Annotated in this window: 17 protein-coding genes and 1 pseudogene; 13 read left to right on the forward strand and 5 right to left on the reverse strand. The window is 53.1% G+C overall.

Annotated elements, in window-relative coordinates:
- Window positions 1-11: 11 nt before the first annotated feature.
- Window positions 12-887, forward strand: a complete 876-nt coding sequence (aguB, locus tag F1379_RS18520; protein WP_150272534.1) for an N-carbamoylputrescine amidase — start codon at window positions 12-14, stop codon at window positions 885-887.
- A gap of 597 nt (window positions 888-1,484) precedes the next feature.
- Here aguB (F1379_RS18520) and F1379_RS18525 read toward each other — a convergent pair.
- Window positions 1,485-2,093, reverse strand: a complete 609-nt coding sequence (locus F1379_RS18525; RefSeq protein WP_239004730.1) for a hypothetical protein — start codon at window positions 2,091-2,093, stop codon at window positions 1,485-1,487.
- A gap of 43 nt (window positions 2,094-2,136) precedes the next feature.
- A complete protein-coding gene (locus F1379_RS18530) occupies window positions 2,137-3,003 on the reverse strand; it encodes a hypothetical protein (RefSeq protein WP_150272536.1) in 867 nt (288 codons plus the stop codon).
- A gap of 511 nt (window positions 3,004-3,514) precedes the next feature.
- On the opposite strand from F1379_RS18530, the gene F1379_RS30345 reads away from it, so the two are divergent.
- The 11 genes and pseudogenes from F1379_RS30345 (at window position 3,515) to F1379_RS18580 (ending at window position 14,641) form a co-directional block, all read left to right on the forward strand.
- Window positions 3,515-3,751 carry a hypothetical protein gene (locus tag F1379_RS30345; RefSeq protein WP_239004731.1) on the forward strand — a complete coding sequence of 79 codons (237 nt, stop codon included), beginning with the start codon at window positions 3,515-3,517 and terminating at the stop codon, window positions 3,749-3,751.
- 9 nt (window positions 3,752-3,760) lie between these two features.
- Window positions 3,761-4,831 carry an ISL3 family transposase gene (locus F1379_RS18535; protein WP_239004732.1) on the forward strand — a complete coding sequence of 357 codons (1,071 nt, stop codon included), beginning with the start codon at window positions 3,761-3,763 and terminating at the stop codon, window positions 4,829-4,831.
- 10 nt (window positions 4,832-4,841) lie between these two features.
- Window positions 4,842-4,994 (forward strand): annotated as a pseudogene (locus F1379_RS18540) (agmatine deiminase family protein); the annotation flags it as partial.
- Window positions 4,995-5,018: 24 nt separating this feature from the next.
- Window positions 5,019-5,894 (forward strand): N-carbamoylputrescine amidase, encoded by an 876-nt coding sequence (gene aguB, locus F1379_RS18545; RefSeq protein WP_150272534.1) that lies wholly within the window; start codon window positions 5,019-5,021, stop codon window positions 5,892-5,894.
- 199 nt (window positions 5,895-6,093) lie between these two features.
- Entirely contained in the window at window positions 6,094-6,912 is an 819-nt protein-coding gene (locus F1379_RS18550; protein ID WP_150272538.1) for a basic amino acid ABC transporter substrate-binding protein, read from the forward strand.
- A 107-nt stretch (window positions 6,913-7,019) separates the two neighbouring features.
- Window positions 7,020-7,667: an amino acid ABC transporter permease gene (locus F1379_RS18555; RefSeq protein ID WP_150272540.1), complete on the forward strand. Its 648-nt coding sequence runs from the start codon at window positions 7,020-7,022 to the stop codon at window positions 7,665-7,667.
- A gap of 15 nt (window positions 7,668-7,682) precedes the next feature.
- Window positions 7,683-8,405 carry an amino acid ABC transporter ATP-binding protein gene (locus F1379_RS18560; RefSeq protein ID WP_150272589.1) on the forward strand — a complete coding sequence of 241 codons (723 nt, stop codon included), beginning with the start codon at window positions 7,683-7,685 and terminating at the stop codon, window positions 8,403-8,405.
- Between the two features lie 209 nt (window positions 8,406-8,614).
- Complete coding sequence (locus F1379_RS18565) at window positions 8,615-9,361, forward strand: TerC family protein (protein WP_150272543.1); 747 nt, start codon at window positions 8,615-8,617, stop codon at window positions 9,359-9,361.
- A gap of 250 nt (window positions 9,362-9,611) precedes the next feature.
- The gene (locus tag F1379_RS18570; RefSeq protein WP_150272545.1) at window positions 9,612-10,646 is read left to right on the forward strand and encodes a toxic anion resistance protein; all 1,035 of its coding nucleotides are present in this window, start codon (window positions 9,612-9,614) and stop codon (window positions 10,644-10,646) included.
- 260 nt (window positions 10,647-10,906) lie between these two features.
- Window positions 10,907-13,402 carry an S-layer homology domain-containing protein gene (locus tag F1379_RS18575; protein WP_150272548.1) on the forward strand — a complete coding sequence of 832 codons (2,496 nt, stop codon included), beginning with the start codon at window positions 10,907-10,909 and terminating at the stop codon, window positions 13,400-13,402.
- A 450-nt stretch (window positions 13,403-13,852) separates the two neighbouring features.
- Entirely contained in the window at window positions 13,853-14,641 is a 789-nt protein-coding gene (locus tag F1379_RS18580) for a formate/nitrite transporter family protein (RefSeq protein ID WP_150272550.1), read from the forward strand.
- A 78-nt stretch (window positions 14,642-14,719) separates the two neighbouring features.
- On the opposite strand, the gene F1379_RS18585 is transcribed toward F1379_RS18580, so the two are convergent.
- A complete protein-coding gene (locus F1379_RS18585; protein ID WP_150272552.1) occupies window positions 14,720-15,169 on the reverse strand; it encodes a rhodanese-like domain-containing protein in 450 nt (149 codons plus the stop codon).
- A 126-nt stretch (window positions 15,170-15,295) separates the two neighbouring features.
- Between F1379_RS18585 and F1379_RS18590 the strand changes: the two genes are divergently transcribed.
- Entirely contained in the window at window positions 15,296-16,168 is an 873-nt protein-coding gene (locus F1379_RS18590; protein ID WP_150272554.1) for a LysR family transcriptional regulator, read from the forward strand.
- 132 nt (window positions 16,169-16,300) lie between these two features.
- Here the strand turns inward: F1379_RS18590 and F1379_RS29805 are convergent, their stop codons facing one another.
- Together F1379_RS29805 and F1379_RS30030 are read right to left on the reverse strand one after the other, a co-directional pair.
- On the reverse strand, window positions 16,301-18,652 hold the full coding sequence (locus F1379_RS29805) for a TPM domain-containing protein (protein WP_162551209.1): 2,352 nt from the start codon (window positions 18,650-18,652) through the stop codon (window positions 16,301-16,303).
- A gap of 268 nt (window positions 18,653-18,920) precedes the next feature.
- A complete protein-coding gene (locus tag F1379_RS30030; RefSeq protein ID WP_203457127.1) occupies window positions 18,921-19,064 on the reverse strand; it encodes a hypothetical protein in 144 nt (47 codons plus the stop codon).
- Between the last annotated feature and the right edge of the window lie 210 nt (window positions 19,065-19,274).

A 19,274-nucleotide genomic window follows, 5' to 3' on the forward strand; every position in this document is an offset into this window, starting at 1 on the left:
AGGAACAATCATTGAGAAACGTAAAAGTAGCCGCGACACAAATGAGCTGCTCCGGCAACATTGATGAGAATATCCGCAAGGCGGAGACGCTGGTACGTGAAGCGGCCGCCCAGGGCGCACAGATTATCCTGCTGCAGGAGCTGTTCGAGACCCCGTACTTCTGCCAGAAGGAGAAATCCGATTATTACAGCTACGCTACCGAGCTTGAGCAGAACAAGGCCGTGAACCACTTTAAGGAGATCGCCAAGGAACTGCAGGTAGTGCTGCCAATCAGCTTCTATGAGAAAAAGAACTACGCCCGCTACAACTCGCTCGCGGTGATTGACGCCGACGGCACGGTGCTGGGCAAATACCGCAAGAGCCATATTCCGGACGGACCCGGCTATGAAGAGAAGTTCTACTTCAATCCCGGCGATACCGGATTCAAGGTATGGAACACCCGCTACGCCAAGATTGGCGTCGGCGTCTGCTGGGACCAGTGGTACCCGGAAGCGGCCCGCGTCATGAGCCTGATGGGCGCAGAAATCCTGTTCTACCCGACAGCCATCGGCTCGGAGCCGCAGGATGGCAGCATTGATTCCAAGGATCACTGGCAGACCTGCATGCTTGGCCATGCCGCAGCCAATCTGATCCCTGTGGTAGCTTCCAACCGTATCGGCGAAGAGAGCGATGAAGAGTCCAGCATCAACTTCTACGGCTCCTCGTTCATCGCCGGACCGCAGGGCAACAAGATTGTCGAAGCGGGACGCGACGAGCAGGCAGTGCTGGTCAGCGAATTTGATCTCGACGCGCTGGAGGTCGGCCGGATCGAATGGGGCATCTTCCGCGACCGCCGTCCGGAGCTGTACCGCCTGATCGCTTCCTATGACGGTGACCTCACGTTCTGAGCAGCAGAGAATCTATAAACTGTAAAATATAGTGAAATACTATAAATTAAAACTGCCTGCAAGTACGAATGAATCTAGCGTACTTGCAGGCAGTTTCTAGTTATCTAACAAATCATTCACAACCATTATTTAATAAGACCTATCAAATGGAGGCTGATCTTAACCCAGCAACAGAACAACAACGTCCTCGTCCAGCCCTCGCAGAAGGTCAAGTATTTCAGCAGAAAACAGAGTTTGCAGCTGCTAATTATGGCGACTATTTAAAATATGTACTAGCAGTGGGCAGAATTCTAAAATAAAGTGCATATTAAGCCATTGCTAAGAGCTTAGAGCAATTTGAGAGACTTGTTTTTGTTTGTTTAATTGACGAAAACTCTAATTTTATTCACAGAGGTAACCGAGTAGTGAATTTTAATGTTTTTATTTACAATGTCGGAGGAGTGGACGAAGTAAAGCTGACTTTCATCTCCTGACCGATGGGCATGACTACTGCGATATCAACGAATTGCTCGAATTATTAGATTGAGCCACAAAAGAAAGCTGAATAAAAAGATGCCTTGGACTATGTATAATCCAAGGCATTCTTCTTTTTGTCCTTTAATTTGTGTAGGTGGATTCAATTGTCTCTAATTGCTGGTCTGAGATGTTCTGGTAAGCACCGTTTTGTCGAGGGAATTCCAGGCTTGCTATGATATCTGCTTTGAAGGTCACGCCTCCGACACCGTCTGCTGTCTTGCCCGCCGAAGAAAATATTTTAATCAAAACCAAACCAGTCGTATGGCCTTCCTCTTTACGGACTATACGAATCCATGAGGTTCCAATTTCGGTGGGTTGCAATGTAGAATTCCCGAAGAATGGGTTCCAGTAGAAAAGCTCCTCCGCATACTTGCGGGTTCCCCCCTTGCTCATACTTTCGAGTTTTTCCTCGGAATACACGATTAAGCAGCTCGTATCGCCAGATATTTCATACATAACTTCATCATTGCCGCGTAGTTCAACTGGGATGCCCGGGGTGATACTGACTGCGAGTGACCAACCTTCATTCCAGGGTATGGAGATCATTTCATCCGAAGGTACGCTTACAGACTTTGGCTTTGGTTCTTCTTTCGTCTTCAGTGCGCACCCGACACTAAGCAGTAACAAGCCAAGAACTGAACAAATGAAGAGTCGTCTTAGTCGGATGACTTTGATTGTGTTAATAGGCAATCCGGCCCCCCCTGTACGAGATCAAAATGAGATAACCTTCAATTTAAATTGTAGGATCAATTTTGGTAGGTTGTGGACCAGGACCGTTTTTTAACCAATACTTAATGTAATAAATTGTGCTATCGTATGTCAAACTTCCACTGTTACTTACATTATAAGCGGAATATTCATTTGTCCAAATCGTAGCTCCAGGGGACGAATATTTCCATCTCAGAGGATTGCTCCCTCCTGGTTTATGTGTCCAATCGTTACCTGAAGTATCGCCTTTCATAAAATGGTAATCAGAGTTTCCTTTTCTGATAGCTATTACTTTTTCATAGTAATTCAATGACGATGGTTTTGTGGTTGTCTTTAAAGCCCAATATCCAAGTGCATTTAGATCACTAATTACTAAATCCGCCATACTTGCAATAGGTAAACTCATACTGAAGCCGCCCTGATTTGAATGATAGCCTGGATCTTTGAAGACATGATTACCTATGGAATATCCATAACAATTATATCCAAGATAGGTATCTGACCATGATCCTATTACTGTACTATTTACTAACGTATAGCTAGCTAAAAGAGATTTATTATTTTGTGCAGATATAGCCACGACTCTTCTGGCTAACTCTGCCAGTTCCGTATAGTTATACGGGATTCGTTCTGCACTTGTTACTCCCCGCTGGATATCGGTAATAATTGTTTTTACAGCATTTTCTGTATATTCTTTTTCCTTCTCTAATGCTTCGGGTATTACGAGTCCATTGTTTAAGAGTGTATTTAATAGATCTTCACCACTTAATTGTGTCAGCTTCTCAGTTGGAACCAAAGTACTGTCGGCATTCGCTTGAGGAGCCGGAACGCAATAAACAAATAACATGAGGAATGCCAACAGTACAGAAAACATTTTTAAATTTCTTTTCACAAGGGTCCCTCCTAAATGATTTGCAATTATTAAAATCAAGAACCGTTTTCCTAAATAATACCAAAAGTCACCTCCCATTTAGCAGTATACACTATATTAGAATATTTGTAATAGTTTACACAATATATACATTTTTGTATTTCTATAAAGAGTGAAGGGCTGACCTTTAATACCAGTTCCTCTTCATCAATTCGTACGTAAGGTTTTCATAAAGTTTTCGGATGTGCATCATTTTGGGCATGCAGAATGACTCGATAGCGGACAATGGGTACACCTAGTCGCCTCCCTTTAACTCTTGCCCACACGTTTTGAGAATGTTCACCTTGTCATATTGTCAGAAATTATGAACAATGCAAATGAATATGCAAGAAGTGATTAATGATAACAGGCTCAATCTAAAATTTTTGAGGTGGAAAATTTTTGCTTCATCGCTCTATTTGATGGACGAAGTCTAAAATAAAGAGAGTACGTGCATACTGCTTCTAAGAAGATTAATAGGAGCGGATGCAAAATGTGGACATCAAAAAATCGAGAACAGTATGTGATTTATGAGTTGTTTAAAGTAGCTCTTCAGGTAGAGGCTCCTTGGGAACTGAAAGAAATTTCGTTTGATGATCAGGAGCAGGCTTGGCATCTCTTTATGGACTTTGAACCGGGTGCTGAATTTGCTTGCCCCTTGTGTGGAAAAGCTTCCAAAGCTCACGTCGCTCCATTGAAAGTGTGGCGTCATCTGGATTTCTGGGAATAGAAGACGTTTATGCATGTGCGTGTACCCCGGGTACGCTGTCATTCCTGTAGCAAAGTGACACAAGTTCTGGTCAAGTGGTCGCGGCCGGCTGCTCACTTCACCTTGGCCTTCGAGTCCTGGGCGATGCAACTGATGGCCGAAATGCCTGTCAATGCGGCTGCACGCGAACTGTGGGAGCATGATACGCGGATGTGGCGGATTTTTCATCATTATGTGGATAAAGCAATGGCATCCTTAGATGTAACAACCGTCAAACGAATCGCGATCGATGAAACCTCGTCCAGACGTGGTCATCGCTATATCACCTTATTTGTGGACGTTGACCGCAAAATTGTTTTGTTCGCAGCGGAAGGAAAAGGCAAAGACACCTTGGCCCAATTCCGCCAGTACTTGAGCTACAAAGGGATTCCAGCTGAACAGATTGAAGAAGTGTGTTGCGACTTGTCTCCTGCGTTCATTCGGGGCATTGAGGCGTCATTTCCTCAAGCCGAGATTATCTTTGACAAATTCCACGTCATGAAGCTGGTAGGCGAAGCCGTAGACCAAGTCCGGATTCAGGAACAAAAGCAAGCACCAGAGCTGAAGAAGACCAAATACATCTGGCTTAAAAATGAGGACAAACTAACATCTGAGCAACGAGAGACGCTGGAACGTCTCAAAGACGGCAACCTGCAGACGGGAAGAGCGTACCGCTTAAAGCTGGCTCTGCAGGATTTGTGGCAAGTACGGCATGTGTATGCCGATCTGTATTTGAAGGAGTGGCTGGGCTGGGCGGAGCGTTCCCAGGTAGAGCCGATAATGAAAGTAGCGCAGACTGTAAAGAAACACCGATCGGGCATTCTCCGCTGGTTTCACAGCCGTCTTACCAATGGTTTACTTGAGGGAATCAACGGTCTGGTTCAGGCAGCTAAACATCGAGCGAGAAGTTACCGAAACGTTGAAAATCTGATCGCCATGGTTTACATGACAGCCAACAAAACGAAGTTGCCAGCGCTCGCTGCACGAAGGGGCAAAGTACATTACTTGCCCTCCCTTTTATACCAATGGCTAAGAAACTCTTACATATGTACGATTCTCTAAATCTCGATGAGGCGGCGCTGCCGAGGAGACCGACAAGCTGGCCGCCGAGAAATTGTCTGCGCTGTTCCCGGACCGCAGAATCCGTACCGTGAACGGCATGGCCGTGATTGGCGAAGGCGGCAATGTGCATTGCACGACCCAGCAGATGCCGTCGGTTAACTAACCTAACAGCAAGGAGGAACAATCATTGAGAAACGTAAAAGTAGCCGCGACGCAAATGAGCTGCTCCGGCAACATTGATGAGAATATCCGCAAGGCGGAGACGCTGGTACGTGAAGCGGCCGCCCAGGGCGCACAGATTATCCTGCTGCAGGAGCTGTTCGAGACCCCTTACTTCTGCCAGAAGGAGAAATCCGATTATTATAGCTACGCAACTGAGCTTGAGCAGAACAAGGCCGTGAACCACTTTAAGGAGATCGCCAAGGAACTGCAGGTAGTACTGCCAATCAGCTTCTATGAGAAAAAGAACTATGCCCGCTACAACTCGCTCGCGGTGATTGACGCCGACGGCACGGTGCTGGGCAAATACCGCAAGAGCCATATTCCGGACGGACCCGGCTATGAAGAGAAGTTCTACTTCAATCCCGGGGATACCGGATTCAAGGTGTGGAACACCCGATACGCCAAGATCGGGGTCGGCGTCTGCTGGGACCAGTGGTACCCGGAAGCGGCGCGCGTCATGAGCCTGATGGGCGCAGAGATCCTGTTCTACCCGACAGCCATCGGCTCGGAGCCGCAGGATGGCAGCATTGATTCCAAGGATCACTGGCAGACCTGCATGCTTGGCCATGCGGCGGCCAATCTGATCCCTGTGGTAGCTTCCAACCGTATCGGCGAAGAGAGCGATGAAGAGTCCAGCATCAACTTCTACGGCTCCTCGTTCATCGCCGGACCGCAGGGCAACAAGATTGTCGAAGCGGGACGCGACGAGCAGGCAGTGCTGGTCAGCGAATTTGACCTCGACGCGCTGGAGGTCGGCCGAATCGAATGGGGCATCTTCCGCGACCGCCGTCCGGAGCTGTACCGCCTGATCGCTTCCTATGACGGTGACCTCACGTTCTAAACAGCAGAGAATCTATATTGATAAGCAACGAAAGGCAGCTTCCAATGACGAAGCTGTCTTTTTTTCATACATAAATGTTACAAACCTTCGATAATTATGTTATATAACATGACACATATGAGAAAAGTTAATTGTCACTGTCGCTTTAATCTGATAAAATCTCTTTAAGTATTTTACAAAAAGGTAGGGGGATTGGAGAATGGGGAACAGAAAGAAATGGGCTGTGTCTGCGATGTCTGCGATGCTGGTTCTGGCGATGGTGGGCTGTGGCTCGAACAATAACGAGACCTCCGGCGGTGAAGCGTCCGGCGAGACGATCAAATTCGCGACCGATGCCAGCTACGCACCGATGGAGTATATGGATACCGACAAGGTCAAGGGCTTCGATATCGACTTCATTAAAGCAGTGATGGAAGAAGCGGGTCTCGACTATACGGTAACCAACACCGGCTGGGATACGATGCTTACCAGTGTGAAGCAGGGCTCGGAATATGATGCGGGCATCTCTTCGGTCTCGATCACCGATGAGCGCAAGGAAACTTATGACTATTCTATCCCTTATTTTGAATCTACCAATATGATTATGGTCAAAGAAGACAGCGACATCCAGAGCGCGCTCGATTTGAAGGACAAGGTGGTTGCCGTGCAGGGCGCGACGACAGCCGATGAGCTGATGAGCGATATTATGGGTGTGGATAACGGCAACCTGAGACGCTTCGACAGCAACGCTGTGGCGCTGATGGAACTGAACAGCGGCGGAGCCGATGCGGTGGTGGCCGATATCGCCATCGTCAACGAATATATCAAGAACAATCCGAAGGAGAAACTGAAGGGCATTATCGATAAAGAGAATTTCGGCTCTGAATATTACGGCGTCCTGTATCCGAAGGGCAGCGAGCTGAAGGCCAAGCTTGACCCGGCCATCAAGACGGTAATTGAGAACGGCAAATACGCGGAAATTTACAAAGAGTGGTTCGGCGAAGAGCCGGACACGGCAACACTGCTGAGTGCAGAGTAAGCAGGGCGGGTGAACACCCAAGCATGCGTAATGATAGCTATTGCGCATGCTTCTTTTTTTGAAGCAGAAACAGAGAGAAGATAAGCAGAAGAGAAGGGAAGAATGGTATGGATTTCCGATTCGACATCATCGTGCATTATTTACCTGTATTACTTAAGGGAACGCTGTTCACCATTGGCGTATCCATTGTCTCCATCATATTCGGGTCCATTCTGGGGCTGGGCCTGGGTCTTGGCAAAATGGCGCCGAAAGCGTATTTGCGCTGGCCGTTTCACTCGTATATCAATTTTTTCCGCGGAACCCCGCTCTATGTGCAGATTCTGATCGTGCACTTCGGGCTGATTCCGCCGATCTATGGTAAGACCAACGCGCTGATTACCGCTTTTGTGGCGCTATCGCTGAACTCTGCCGCCTATTCCGCAGAAATCTTCCGTGCCGGCATTCAGTCCATTGACCCCGGACAACGGGAAGCCGCATTATCCCTGGGAATGACCAAAGGACAGGCGATGCGCTTCATTATTCTGCCGCAGGCGATCAAGCGGATGGTTCCGGCGTTCGGCAATGAATTTATCGTGCTGGTGAAGGACTCCTCGCTGCTGGCGCTGGTCGCCGCCCCGGAGATTATGTACTGGAGCAACACGATGAAAGGGCAATACCTGCGGATCTGGGAGCCGTATTTAACCGCCGCCGTCATCTATTTCATCCTCACCTACTCGCTTAGCAAGCTGCTTAATTATATTGAACGGAGGGTGTAACCGCTTATGGAGCCAATCATTACGGTCCGGAATTTACAGAAATCATTCGGCGCCCATAAGGTGCTGACGGATATTAACGTAGACATTCACAGCCGCGAAGTGGTGGTGGTGATCGGGCCTTCGGGCTCGGGCAAATCCACCTTTCTGCGCTGCCTCAATCTGCTGGAGCAGCCGCAGGAAGGCGAGATTATCATTGAAGGCGTATCTTTGCTGTCGAAGGACACGAAGATTAACGATATACGCAGGGATGTCGGGATGGTCTTTCAGCAATTCAATCTGTTCCCGCATAAAAAGGTGATCGAGAACATCATGCTGGCCCCCGTTCAGGTCCGCAAATGGCCGGAGGAGCAGGCGCGCCGCAAGGCGCTGGAGCTGCTGCAGAAGGTCGGTCTCAGCGAGAAGGCGGAAGCGTATCCGGCTTCCCTGTCCGGCGGACAGGCCCAGCGTGTGGCCATCGCCCGGGCGCTGGCGATGGAGCCGAAGATCATGCTGTTCGATGAGCCGACCTCGGCCCTTGACCCGGAGATGGTCGGCGAGGTGCTGGCTGTCATGAAGGACCTGGCCCGCGAGGGAATGACCATGGTAGTGGTCACCCATGAGATGGGCTTCGCCCGCGAAGTCGGCGACCGGGTCATCTTCATGGAGCAGGGCCAGATCGTCGAGGAGGGCAGGCCGGAGCAGCTCTTCGGCAGCCCGTCGCATGAGCGGACCCGGGAGTTTCTGTCGAAGGTGTTGTGAGGCAGATAACTAGAATATTGTAAATGAATGAGTTATAGTAATAGAGCAGCTTTACGCTGTATTGGACGAAGCAAGTGCGATCCAGTAACAAATGGTGTTCAAGTGTCCCGAGACATTTGCACTTTATCTTTGTATGCAGAAACGGTTGCCGCCCTGACGGGCGGTGCCGTTTCCTTTCGTTTATTCATAGGTTGGAGGCGCATGGGGAGATGGATTGGTTTAGCAGATTTTTCGAGAGTATCAGCGAGAATTACGGACATTTCTTTTCCTGGGGGGATATTGCAGCCACGCTGTCCGACCCTGTAAGCTGGGGGATCATCGGAAGTCTGGTGCTGCTGGAGGGCCTGCTCTCGGCGGACAATGCGCTCGTCCTGGCCGTAATGGTCAAGCATCTGCCGAAGGAGCAGCAGAAGAAGGCGCTGTTCTACGGGATACTCGGCGCGTATATCTTCCGGTTTCTGGCGATCGGGCTGGGGACGTATCTGATTAAGTTTACGCTGGTGAAGGTGCTGGGGGCGCTTTATCTTTTCTATATCGCCTACAAAGGCCTGTTTAAGCACAGTGCGGAAGCAGACCCGGACACCGAGGTCAAAGGAGCTTCGTTCTGGAAAACGGTGCTGATGGTCGAGCTGATGGACATTGCCTTCAGCATTGACAGTGTCATTGCCGCCTTCGGCTTAAGCGATAAAGTATGGGTGCTGTTCCTTGGAGGCATTCTCGGCGTGCTGATGATGCGCGGTGTGGCGCAGGTCTTCCTGAAGCTGATCGGCAAATTCCCCGAGCTGGAGCAGGCCGCTTTTATTCTTATCGCACTTATTGCGGGCAAGATGCTCGCCGGTGCCTTCGGCTTTGAGTTGCCGCATGCCATATTTTTTACCGTACTGATTGCCGTATTCGTCGGAACCATGCTGTACAGCTCCGCCAAAAGGAAAAAAGAAGCGGGCAGACAAGCCTGACCGTTAAATATTTTTGTTTGCGGGCCGCCCCTTTAGGGCGGCTTTTTGATCATGGGAAACGTTGGAGTCCTGAAACAGGTGAACAACTTTTTGGAGAAATTCGCGTCATAATATAAATAGAGAACTGTAGAGAGATATAAGTTTGAATAGGGGCGCTGTCGTTAAATACGCCGAAACCGGTTACGGTTCCTCCCCGCCGGACCGTATGGTTCAGCGTTACGGCAGTCCGCGAAATTACAGGAGGAGAAACATGTCCATGCAGATAACTGAGCTCAAGCTTGAAGATGAACAGGGAGCGGCCGGCAATGCCAAGCTGTGGCTGGAAAGAAGCTTGCAGTCGGGCGGATCTGCACTTAAAGACTGGATGGAGGCGTCTGTTAAACCGAAGGAGTCGCTGCAAGGGGCGGAGGGGTTCCTCGGGCCGTTTGAGTATATCTCCGGTGAATTGCCGGAGCAGTGGGCGGAATTGCCCGACTTGACGCTCAAGCTGCGCGCGGAATGCGGCAAGCTGAGTCAAAGCCAGCATATCGGGCTAATGGGCCGGATTTTGCGCCGCAATCCGCTTAAGCACTATGTGAATGCGTACCATAAGGTGCGCTGCAGTATCGACGGGACTGTGACTCAGTTGCGAGAAGAACGAGAGAAGCTGGAGACGGGCGTTATGGACATCCGCCGGCTGAATGAGGCAGCGCGCGAAGAGATTGGGCGCCTGCAGACAGGAATCGCCTTTGGCCGCAATCTCCTGCAAATCTGTGAGAGCGAGCTGGAGAGACCGGATAGTCCGCTGCAGAGGGGTGCTGTGGAGCATGAGTACGGCAGGACAGCGGCACGGATTCAGTTGCTGGAGGAAACTGCCGCTCTGCTCCGGCGGGTCAATGCTGCTGCGGAGCAAATTGAAGCGGACGAAGAAAGGCTGCTTGATTCGGTTAACAACGTAATTGACAGAACCTCCGGCCTGGTCACTTTGTCCGCAATGATTGCCATGTCCCTGGCCGACCGGGAGAGTGGTCATTGGGTGCCGGAGGCGGCAAGCGGTGCGGTAATAGAGAACGCACGGCTGCTGGCGGGTGTGCCGGAGCGGGCGGAGGAGCTGCTCGCCAAGCCTGCCGCCTCGCTGGAGGCGGCTAACCGGGCCATCAGCGAGCTACTGGCGGCCATTGATGCCGCAGGCCGGTCTTGCTTCCAAATCCTCACGGACCGCCGGGGCGACAAGGAGGAGGTTGCCGAAATCTGCAGAGAGTTAAGGAGACTGGGCGGAACTGAACCGGCAACGGAGGAAGTGTAGACGGCTGGTCCTGCAGTGATCCGGTGGTTCCTCTGCCGATGAACATCATATCTAATAATGCAACAAGCCCGCCAGTTCATGGCGGGCTTGTTGCAATTCTATGAACTTCACATTATATCAAAAATATAAATTTACGGATAATTTTACATAGGATAATATTGGATTACCGGGCTTTGAGATCAGTTAATTCTTTGGGCCGGAACATTCATGCCTGTACGCCTGCTGAGACGTACAGCATCATATTACTGGGGGATGTAATAATGGGAGTTAAGAGCAGGGCAAGCTTAACCGCAATACTCGCGGCAAGCCTGCTCCTTGGTTCTATGGGAACCGCAGGAGCCCAAAGCGCCAAGGATTACGAGGGACACTGGGCGCAGCAGACTATTGAGAGCTGGCTGAGCAGCGGTAATCTGAAAGGATTTGCGGATGGTTCGGTTAAGCCTAATCAGCGTATCAGGCGCAGTGAGTTTATGGCGCTGGTCAACCGCGCCTTTGGATTCACCGGGACGGCCGGGACTGACTTTGCCGACGTCGATCCAAACAGTTGGTATGCCGGTGAAGTGGCCAAGGCAGTGGCTGCCGGTTACATGGAGGGATACAACCGTCTCATCCGTCCGAATGAGGCGATTACCCGCCAGGAAGCAGCTGTTGTGATGGGTAAACTGCTGCACCTGGACAATGGAAACGTGAATGAACTGCAAATATTCAGTGATACAAGTCAAATTGCGGTTTGGGCAAAGCCGAGTGTGGCTGCAGCAGTAAAAGCGGGGCTGCTTAAAGGTTATCCGAACGGCTCGTTCGCTCCGGCGCAGGCTCTGACGCGCGCGGAATCACTGACAGTGATTGGAGCGGCGGCGGCGCTGCAGGACCCTGGAGCTTCGGCTGTGCCGTCTGCTACAGCGACACCGGCACCCACAGCCTCGCCTAGTATGGCACCTTCCGCTGTACCGGTGGCCGGCGGCGGTGGAGGCGGCGGAGGTGGTGGTGCGGCAACGGCAGCGCCTACAGCCACGGCAACGCCGACAGCCCCAGCAACGCCAACAGTCACGGCAACACCGGCGCCTGAGTCGCCACAGACAGATATTCCTCTGCTGAAGGTCAAATTGACAGCTTTGCCGGCGGCTTCGGTCACAAATGCAGTTTATTTAGAGATTGACTACAGTGACGTTCCGGAGGCACTGGTTAGCACCGACGGCTCTTCGTATGTTCAGCTCTATGTGACAACTACGCCGATGACTACCCGGGACTTCCAGTGGGATCTTCAGACGAGAAGGGCAATAGTAACTTTGCCTACCTATGGAACGGACCGTATAACCGAGCTGGATCTAGGCTTGAATGAGCTGGGTGGGGCTGGTGAACGCTATGTTACAGTGCTATTCACCAAGCAGAACGAGGCTACCGGTTATTACACCGAGAAGGTGAACCTTCAGCCTTCGCGGACACAAGTATCAGGAGTGCTTCCCCGGCTGCCGGATGGAGCTGTAACTCTGGAGATGGATAAACAAATTATTGAAACCAGCATTAACGGAGGAACTCATTACTCCGACATTATTGACGTGAGCAATGCCTTGGGTACTGTTAGCGGAGCTGTATACTACACAATCTCCCCTAAATACGTCAATGATTACAGCTATGACCGGCAATGGAGTGAATTGCTTCATAGCACGCTCAATCTCTACACATATCCTAAAGTTAGATCAGTGGATGCATCTTCTTATCCGTTCCATGCTGTTCCGGACCGGATGCCGCTAGCTGTAGAAACGGCGGGGAACAGCATCAATTTCAATGAACAAGAGTATACAATTCTGTTCTATGACCGCAATTTTAAAGCTCTTGCCTACTATGCAGGCAAGGTTCATTTAAAGGATGAGCTTGCCGTCGAGATTGCCCGCAATAAAATCGGTGCACTTGGTTCAGGAGCGGCTCTTGCGCAGGAAGAGGCCATATTGACGGCTCAAGCAGCATACAATGCACTTGCGGATTCGTTAAAAGCGCAGTTCGATGATACACTTACGGCAAAGTTGAACGCTTCTGTAGCTCAGCTGGAATCAGAGAAGTATTCCGGGCCGCTCGGCAACAGTCTGGCACTGGTTGAAGCGAGAGTTGAGGCCCGGTATATGGTATATAACGGATCGAAAATCCTGACATACTTTGAAGACAGGTTCCATAGCCTGCGTAAACAAATTACTGACATGGCTATCTATGTAACCAAAGAGCCGATCACTGCTTCCGATTTGGCAGAACCAAGCACTACCGGAAAGTTTGCGTTCTCCACTCTGAACTATACGTATGTTGAAGGACTAAAGGGTGAATATTACGCGACGTTTGTCGGCTATGATTCTGCCGGTCAACCGGTGCGGTATGCTACGGCCAAAGTAAATTTCGATCCCCTGACACCGGTTTGGGACGGTACGGCGGTGAGAGTAACGGATGGAATCAGCTTAGAGAGAGAGTATCGAAGTGGCTCACGCTCCGACTATGCCTTCTATAAGGACTACCTGAAGGCTCATCCGGAGGTGGTTTATTTTACCTTTGGCGTCAAGTCGGAGTTTGCACAGGACAAAGCGTTTACTCCGGAACAAGTGGTACAAGAGCTGACGGAGGTCATACCGGTAAGCCGAAGCAGCTCCTTCTGGCAACTATTCTTCCAACCGTCTAACGAGAGTCTGACAGGAATAACCGAGGAATATATTATTGTTTTCTACGACCAGAATTACAAAGCCATTCATTACTATATGGGCAGCCTTTCCGAGTAGACTAATTGAAACGGGAAAAGGGGCAGCGGGACGGTAAACGTTCATGCTGTCCTTTTTTGGTAAAATGAATGCCCGGACTTCAGGGGAAACGTGGATATGCCTTGGGGCTGAGCCCCGTCATACCGCCGGCCGTTCTCTCATATGTTGTCGTAAAAGACAGCATAAGCGAACGGAGGTAGCGGATGATTCTCGGATGTGTGATCGCGGTGCTGATTGTTGCAGCCAGCATCGGGAGGGCTGAAGATGTCGCCGAACTGTCCCTTCTTATGAATATGGAGGAAGGGCGGGATATTCATTGATACTTTGATTCCGGTGAGCCTGGAAACCATAAATTAACGGCCTCTATGGTTCAAGCAAATTGCGGCGGTTTATTGGGTATAATAACCGGGAAGACATGTTTATTATTCCCATAATAATCGCTGGACATGAGAAGCGAAAGACGGAGGTCATATGGAGAACGAAGCATTGCTGCAAGTGGAGAAATTGGCGCTGAAGAAGCAAAGGATTTACCGGCAGAGCATTTTTCGTTACATAGCCAGAGCGATGCTGGCCAGTATGTTTATCGGCTTTGGCGTTATTGTAGCGTTCAAGACGGGCAACTTCTTTTATATGGAGCAGTCCCCGCTGACCTATCCGATGGCCGCCATTACCTTTGGCGCTGCCATTATCCTGATCTCCTACGGTGGGGGTGATTTGTTTACCGGGGATACCTTCTATTACACCTATGCCGCACTAAGACGGAAGATTAGGTGGCCCGAGGTGGCTAAAATGTGGGGTGTCAGCTATATCGGGAACATCCTTGGCGCGTCGGCGTTTGCTCTGCTGATCTTTCTGACGGGTCTCTTTTATGACTCCAGTGTCAACGGCTTCCTGCTGAATGTGGTCGCCCACAAAATGGAGGCCCCTGCCATGGAGCTGTTCTTCCGGGCGATTCTTTGTAACTGGCTCGTCTGCCTGGCCTTTTTCGTACCGATGTCGATGAAGGGCGACGGCGCCAAAATGTTTGCAATGATGCTGTTCGTCTTCTGCTTCTTTATCTCCGGCTATGAGCACAGCATCGCTAATATGTGTACCTTCGCTATTGCCCTGGTGCTGGATCATCCGGGAACGATATCCTGGGGCGGGGTCGTACACAATCTGGTGCCGGTGACGATCGGCAATCTGATCGGCGGCGGCGTGCTGATGGGCGTAATGTATTACTATGTCAACAAGCCGTTTCTCGATGACGGGGAACATTGAGCCGGATGATAATGCGGTATACACCGCGCCCGCAAGGGCGCGGTGTATTTGCGCTTACGCCGAACGCTGGGGCTGCGTCTAAGGCATGCTCCAGTACAGCGGCGCCGCTTCGCGCAGCGTGCCTTCCAGGGCGCCGCCTTCCCTGCGCCAGTACTCGATGCCGCCCAGCATCTCCTTCACGGGATAGCCTTGGGCGGCCAGTCTGGCCGCCGCTTTGCTGGCGCCGTTACAGGCGGGCCCCCAGCAGTACAGGATCAGTACGGTGCCGGGCGTAAGTATCTCCGGAGGGGCGCTGCCGTCGCGTATCCGGCCGGAGGGCAGCGAGAGCGCACCGGGCAGGTGTGCTTCCTCATAGGCACGGGTATCACGTACGTCCACAAGCAGGAAGCCCCGGAGGCCGGCCTGCAGATCATAGGCTACATCGGCCACATCGGTTTCGTAAGCGCCTTTGGCTGCGAAGTAGGCTGCCGCATCGGCTGGCGCAGCAGCGGGCACCGACAACACTTGCGATTTCGGTTGGTTCTTCATCAATACTCCTCCTTGGATAGCTGGAATGATTTCGGTTGGTATCAGTATAAAGCAACGGTATAATTACAGTTATCTATAGTTGTTAATACTAAATATCGAAATTTTTGATAATTCAGGGGGGCGGCTATGGAACTGACTTATTTGAAGACCTTTTGTGAGGTGGTCGCCTGCGGCAGTTATACGAAAGCGGCGGAACGGCTGGGATATTCCCAATCCAGCGTCACCGCGCAGATTGCCAGGCTGGAGGAGATGTACGGGGCGGTGCTGCTGGAGCGTTCGGGCCGCGGAATGAACGCTACCTTTGCCGGAAAGAGCCTGCTGCCTTATGCCCGGCAGATGCTGGCGCTCAGCGAAGAGGCGAAGGCGGTCGTGTCCGGCGGTGAGCAGGGAATACTGAACGTCGGCTCCATCGAGACGCTGGCCGCTTATTATCTGCCCCACCGGCTGCATCGTTACAGGCAACGGTATCCCGGGATGCAGCTGAAGGTAACGCCCGGCTCCGAGACGGAGATTATCGCGGCGGTAAAGAGTAAATCCGCCGATTTCGGGCTGATTTTTGACTGCGCGTATGAAGCGGAGGAGCTGGCGGTGCGGCAGCTGCGGGCGGAGCCGCTGCTTGTCGTGCTGCACCCGGAGCATCCTTTGGCGCAGCGTCCAGACATTCCGGCGGCGCTTCTGGCAGGGGAGCCGCTGGTGCTGACAGAGGAGACCTGCACCTACCGGAGACTGCTGATTCAGGAGCTGAAGACATCCGGCATCGCTCCCCGGATCGAGATGGAATTCGGCAATCTGGAGGGCATCAAGCAGGCGGTAAAACACCGTTGGGGCACGGCCTTCCTGCCCCGGTATGCGGTGGAGGAGGAGCTGCTAAGCGGCAGCCTGACCGGCATACCGTTCGCCGGCGGGCAGGATAAGTTCTTCATCCAGCTGATTTACCGCAAGGAACGCAAGCTCTCCCGCGCGTTTCTTGCCTTCGTCGCAGAGATGCTGGAGGCGTAGCAGCGCGTAGCGTTAATCGCGCCTCATGGGTGCACTGCTTTATGTACCCGTATAATTAAGGGAAGCCCCATCAGCCAATCCAAGGCTGATGGGGCTTCCCCTTTGTATAGATGTATGCTGGCAGCTAAACGGCTACCATTTGGAGCCGCCGGAATTGCGGCCGGACCTGCCTCCGCCGCCCCAGGAGGACCCGCCGGAGGAACGCCCGCCGCCCCAGGAAGAACCGCCGGAGGAGCGTCCGCCCCCGCCGGGCCGGCCACCCCCGCCGAAGCCGCCTCCGCCGAAGCCGCCAGGCCCGCCGCCGGAATTGCGGCGGCGCGCTGCTTCGCGCCGCTGCTGCTCGCGCAGCATCGCCAGCTGCGCCTGTCGTTCGGCTTCTTCCTTCTGGCGGATCAGCCGGGCGGCTTGCTCTGCGAAGGAGGATGTCTGCGCACTGAAGGAGCGCGCGATACCCTCCAGCTCATCCAGATTGTAGGGGAGAGCGTCCAGCCGCTGCTCAAGCTGGGCATACTCCGGCAGAGCGGTCAGCTCGAAGCGGCCGGCACCTGCCAGGCCTCTGCTGTGAAGCAGCTGCTGCGCCGAATATACCTGTTCCTGCCCTTCGGCGAACAGGCGCTTTACCCGCTGCAGACGATCCTCCAGGCCGTCCAATGCTCCGGCCGCCTCATCGAACTGCCGGGAAGCGTCCTCCTGGAGCGTCAACAGCCGGTCGAGTCCGCTGCGCGCCTTCTCGTATTCGCCCCGCTCGTCGGCGGTCCACGCCTCAAGCTGCGGCACTTCGCCCGCGCCTTGGCGCAGCGCGGCCTCTACGGCTTCGAGCTTCGCCTGCAGCGGGCTCAAATGCGCTGCCGCGAAGCGGCCGGAGGCAGCGTCCAGCCGGCCCTGCAGGCTGCTGCGGCGCGCTTGGAGCGTGCTCCAGGCCGCGCGGACCGTCTCCAGATCGCGCCGGTTGCTCTGGCGGATCTGGGCCTGCCGCTCGGCCAGCGCCACGGCTTCCGCCAGCAGGGCGTCTGCCCGCGCAGCGGTGCCGCGCACTTCATCCATGTCGCCGCTGCGCAGCGGCGCCTGCAGACTGTCCGCCGCGGCACGGGCCTGCTCCAGCAGCCCGTATGGATCGGCTTTCATATTGTGCAGGGAATGCTGCGCAATGATGCCGGCGATCTTGTTGCGGGCGGCCTCCAGGACGCCCGGAAAGGCGGTAAGCTTGTCGGCGTAAGGCTCGACATCGCGCAGATCCTGCTCAATCCGCTCCTGAAGCTCCTGTGCCTCTGCGGTGATCTCCTGCGCGGCAATCGGGTCGAAGAGCTCCAATTGATCCGCCTTGGCCGTTTCTGCGGCCAGCTCCTGCAGATCCTCGGCAATTTCCTGCAGCTCATAGCCGGTTTCTTTCACCGCGCTTTGCAGCTGGCTGTCCAGCTCAGGAGCATCCTCCTTGAGCTCGGTAATCCGCTGCTTGACATTCCGGTCGGCTTCGCTGATGACGGTGATTTGCCGCTCCTCCTCTTCAATCCGGGAGCGGTGCCCGCTCTCCGTCTGCTCAAGCTGGGCAATGGCTGCCTTCAGCGCGCCGAGCTGGAAGAGCTGCGGCCGGACGGCTTGTCCCTGCAGGGCGGAGATCTCCACGAGCTGCGCGGACAGCCGCCCGGAAATCTGCTCCACCAGCTTGCCGGTTTCGCCCTGGACGATGCCCTGGAACGGCTGCAGCGATTCCAGGGCCCGGTTGGCACGGACCAGCAGGTCGGCCAGCTGCTCCTGCCGGACGGCGAGCTGCTTGCGGCGGCGCAGGCCGGTAAGCAGCACGTACAGCACGGCGCCGGCCACGAGGACGCCGGCTGCAACAGCCAACAGCGGCAGTGCAGAGCCGCTGCCGCTGGCAGGCCGGCTTGGGGCGGTGTTCACCGTCCCGGCGCCCGGAGCGCCGGAAGTGCCGCTGCCCGGAGCGCCGGAAGTGCCGCTGCCCGGAGCGCCGGAAGTGCCGCCGCCCGGAGCGCCGGATGTGCCGCCGCTAAGCGTCTGGAGCTTCTCCATGACCGCAGCGATGCCTCCGGCGAAATCTCCCTCCCGGGCATAGGGAATGAAGTAGGTATCGAGCAGCCTGGTAATAGCGGCGCTTCCGGCGGTACCGCCGTCTGCCCGCGCCCAGCTGTCGATTCCGGCCTGCAGGCCGGAATTGTCGAAATTCAGTTCGACCGAGTTGTCGCCGGCTGAAATCAGCAGCAGTACATCCCGCATGGTAAGATTCCATGCTTCGGCGGCCGCGCCGGCATAATCGGCCGGATCGCTGCCGTCCAGGCTGTCGACGGTAAGCACATAAACCGTATATCGCTCCCCGGCGGCAGCGGACTCAAGCGCCGCTCTTTCCTGGGAGGAGAGCATCCCGGCGCTATCGGTAATCAATCCTTGCTGTGCTGGAAAGCCCGCGGCATGTACCGCAGGGAGCCATAGCAGACTGAGGAACAGAAACAGGGTGAAGGCTCTTTTCAAAGTGTCACGCTCCAATCTTGGGTTTGCCCGGAATCCGGACGGGACCGATATGTTCTGATTGTCTCTTCTTGTACTATACCATTAAACCTGTCCAGATCCGAAAACGCAGGCCCTGTACCCGGTCAATCGCCAAATACCGCGGTAGCGCAGAGCCTTCGCATGAATAACGGATCAGATGCTTTGCGGGGCACATGATTGTTTAGAGCAAAAAAGCCGCATCCCCAGTCAGGGAATACGGCTTAGTGATGAAGCAGTCTGTATATTACAATTAGCGCGGTTGCAGGCAGAGAATGTATTGCAGGCGCGATTTAATTTCTTTTTGCCATTTCAGATCTCCAATTTTTACAGCGAGATTGAGTAGATCCAGATAATCGTCAACCTGCAGCGCGGTACGGGTAGTGGCCGGGTTCATGGTTGTTCAGTCTCCTTTAACTCAATAATGATAATCATTATCAGCGGTAATCGTTAATGTTATTATCCACATTTTATAGGTAAAATGCAAGAGATAAATAAAGATTCTTACTTTTTTTCTTTCTTGCAAAACCGGGAGAGTTCTACATTTTGCCGCAATTACCGGGAGGGTAAGCAGGAACCTTACCATATTTTGTCGAATTAAGCTGTG

Origin of the sequence: Paenibacillus tepidiphilus (assembly GCF_008635795.1) — a bacterium.
Classification (GTDB): domain Bacteria; phylum Bacillota; class Bacilli; order Paenibacillales; family Paenibacillaceae; genus Paenibacillus_AQ; species Paenibacillus_AQ tepidiphilus.

Coding starts and splice junctions, on each gene's coding strand:
- F1379_RS18570 (WP_150272545.1), top strand. CDS start 9,612: ATGTCCATGCAGATAACTGAGCTCAAGCTTGAAGATGAACAGGGAGCG.
- F1379_RS18535 (WP_239004732.1), top strand. CDS start 3,761: ATGCATGTGCGTGTACCCCGGGTACGCTGTCATTCCTGTAGCAAAGTG.
- F1379_RS18585 (WP_150272552.1), bottom strand. CDS start 15,169: ATGAAGAACCAACCGAAATCGCAAGTGTTGTCGGTGCCCGCTGCTGCG.
- F1379_RS30345 (WP_239004731.1), top strand. CDS start 3,515: ATGTGGACATCAAAAAATCGAGAACAGTATGTGATTTATGAGTTGTTT.
- F1379_RS18565 (WP_150272543.1), top strand. CDS start 8,615: ATGGATTGGTTTAGCAGATTTTTCGAGAGTATCAGCGAGAATTACGGA.
- F1379_RS18590 (WP_150272554.1), top strand. CDS start 15,296: ATGGAACTGACTTATTTGAAGACCTTTTGTGAGGTGGTCGCCTGCGGC.
- F1379_RS18550 (WP_150272538.1), top strand. CDS start 6,094: ATGGGGAACAGAAAGAAATGGGCTGTGTCTGCGATGTCTGCGATGCTG.
- F1379_RS18555 (WP_150272540.1), top strand. CDS start 7,020: ATGGATTTCCGATTCGACATCATCGTGCATTATTTACCTGTATTACTT.
- F1379_RS30030 (WP_203457127.1), bottom strand. CDS start 19,064: ATGAACCCGGCCACTACCCGTACCGCGCTGCAGGTTGACGATTATCTG.
- F1379_RS18580 (WP_150272550.1), top strand. CDS start 13,853: ATGGAGAACGAAGCATTGCTGCAAGTGGAGAAATTGGCGCTGAAGAAG.
- F1379_RS18575 (WP_150272548.1), top strand. CDS start 10,907: ATGGGAGTTAAGAGCAGGGCAAGCTTAACCGCAATACTCGCGGCAAGC.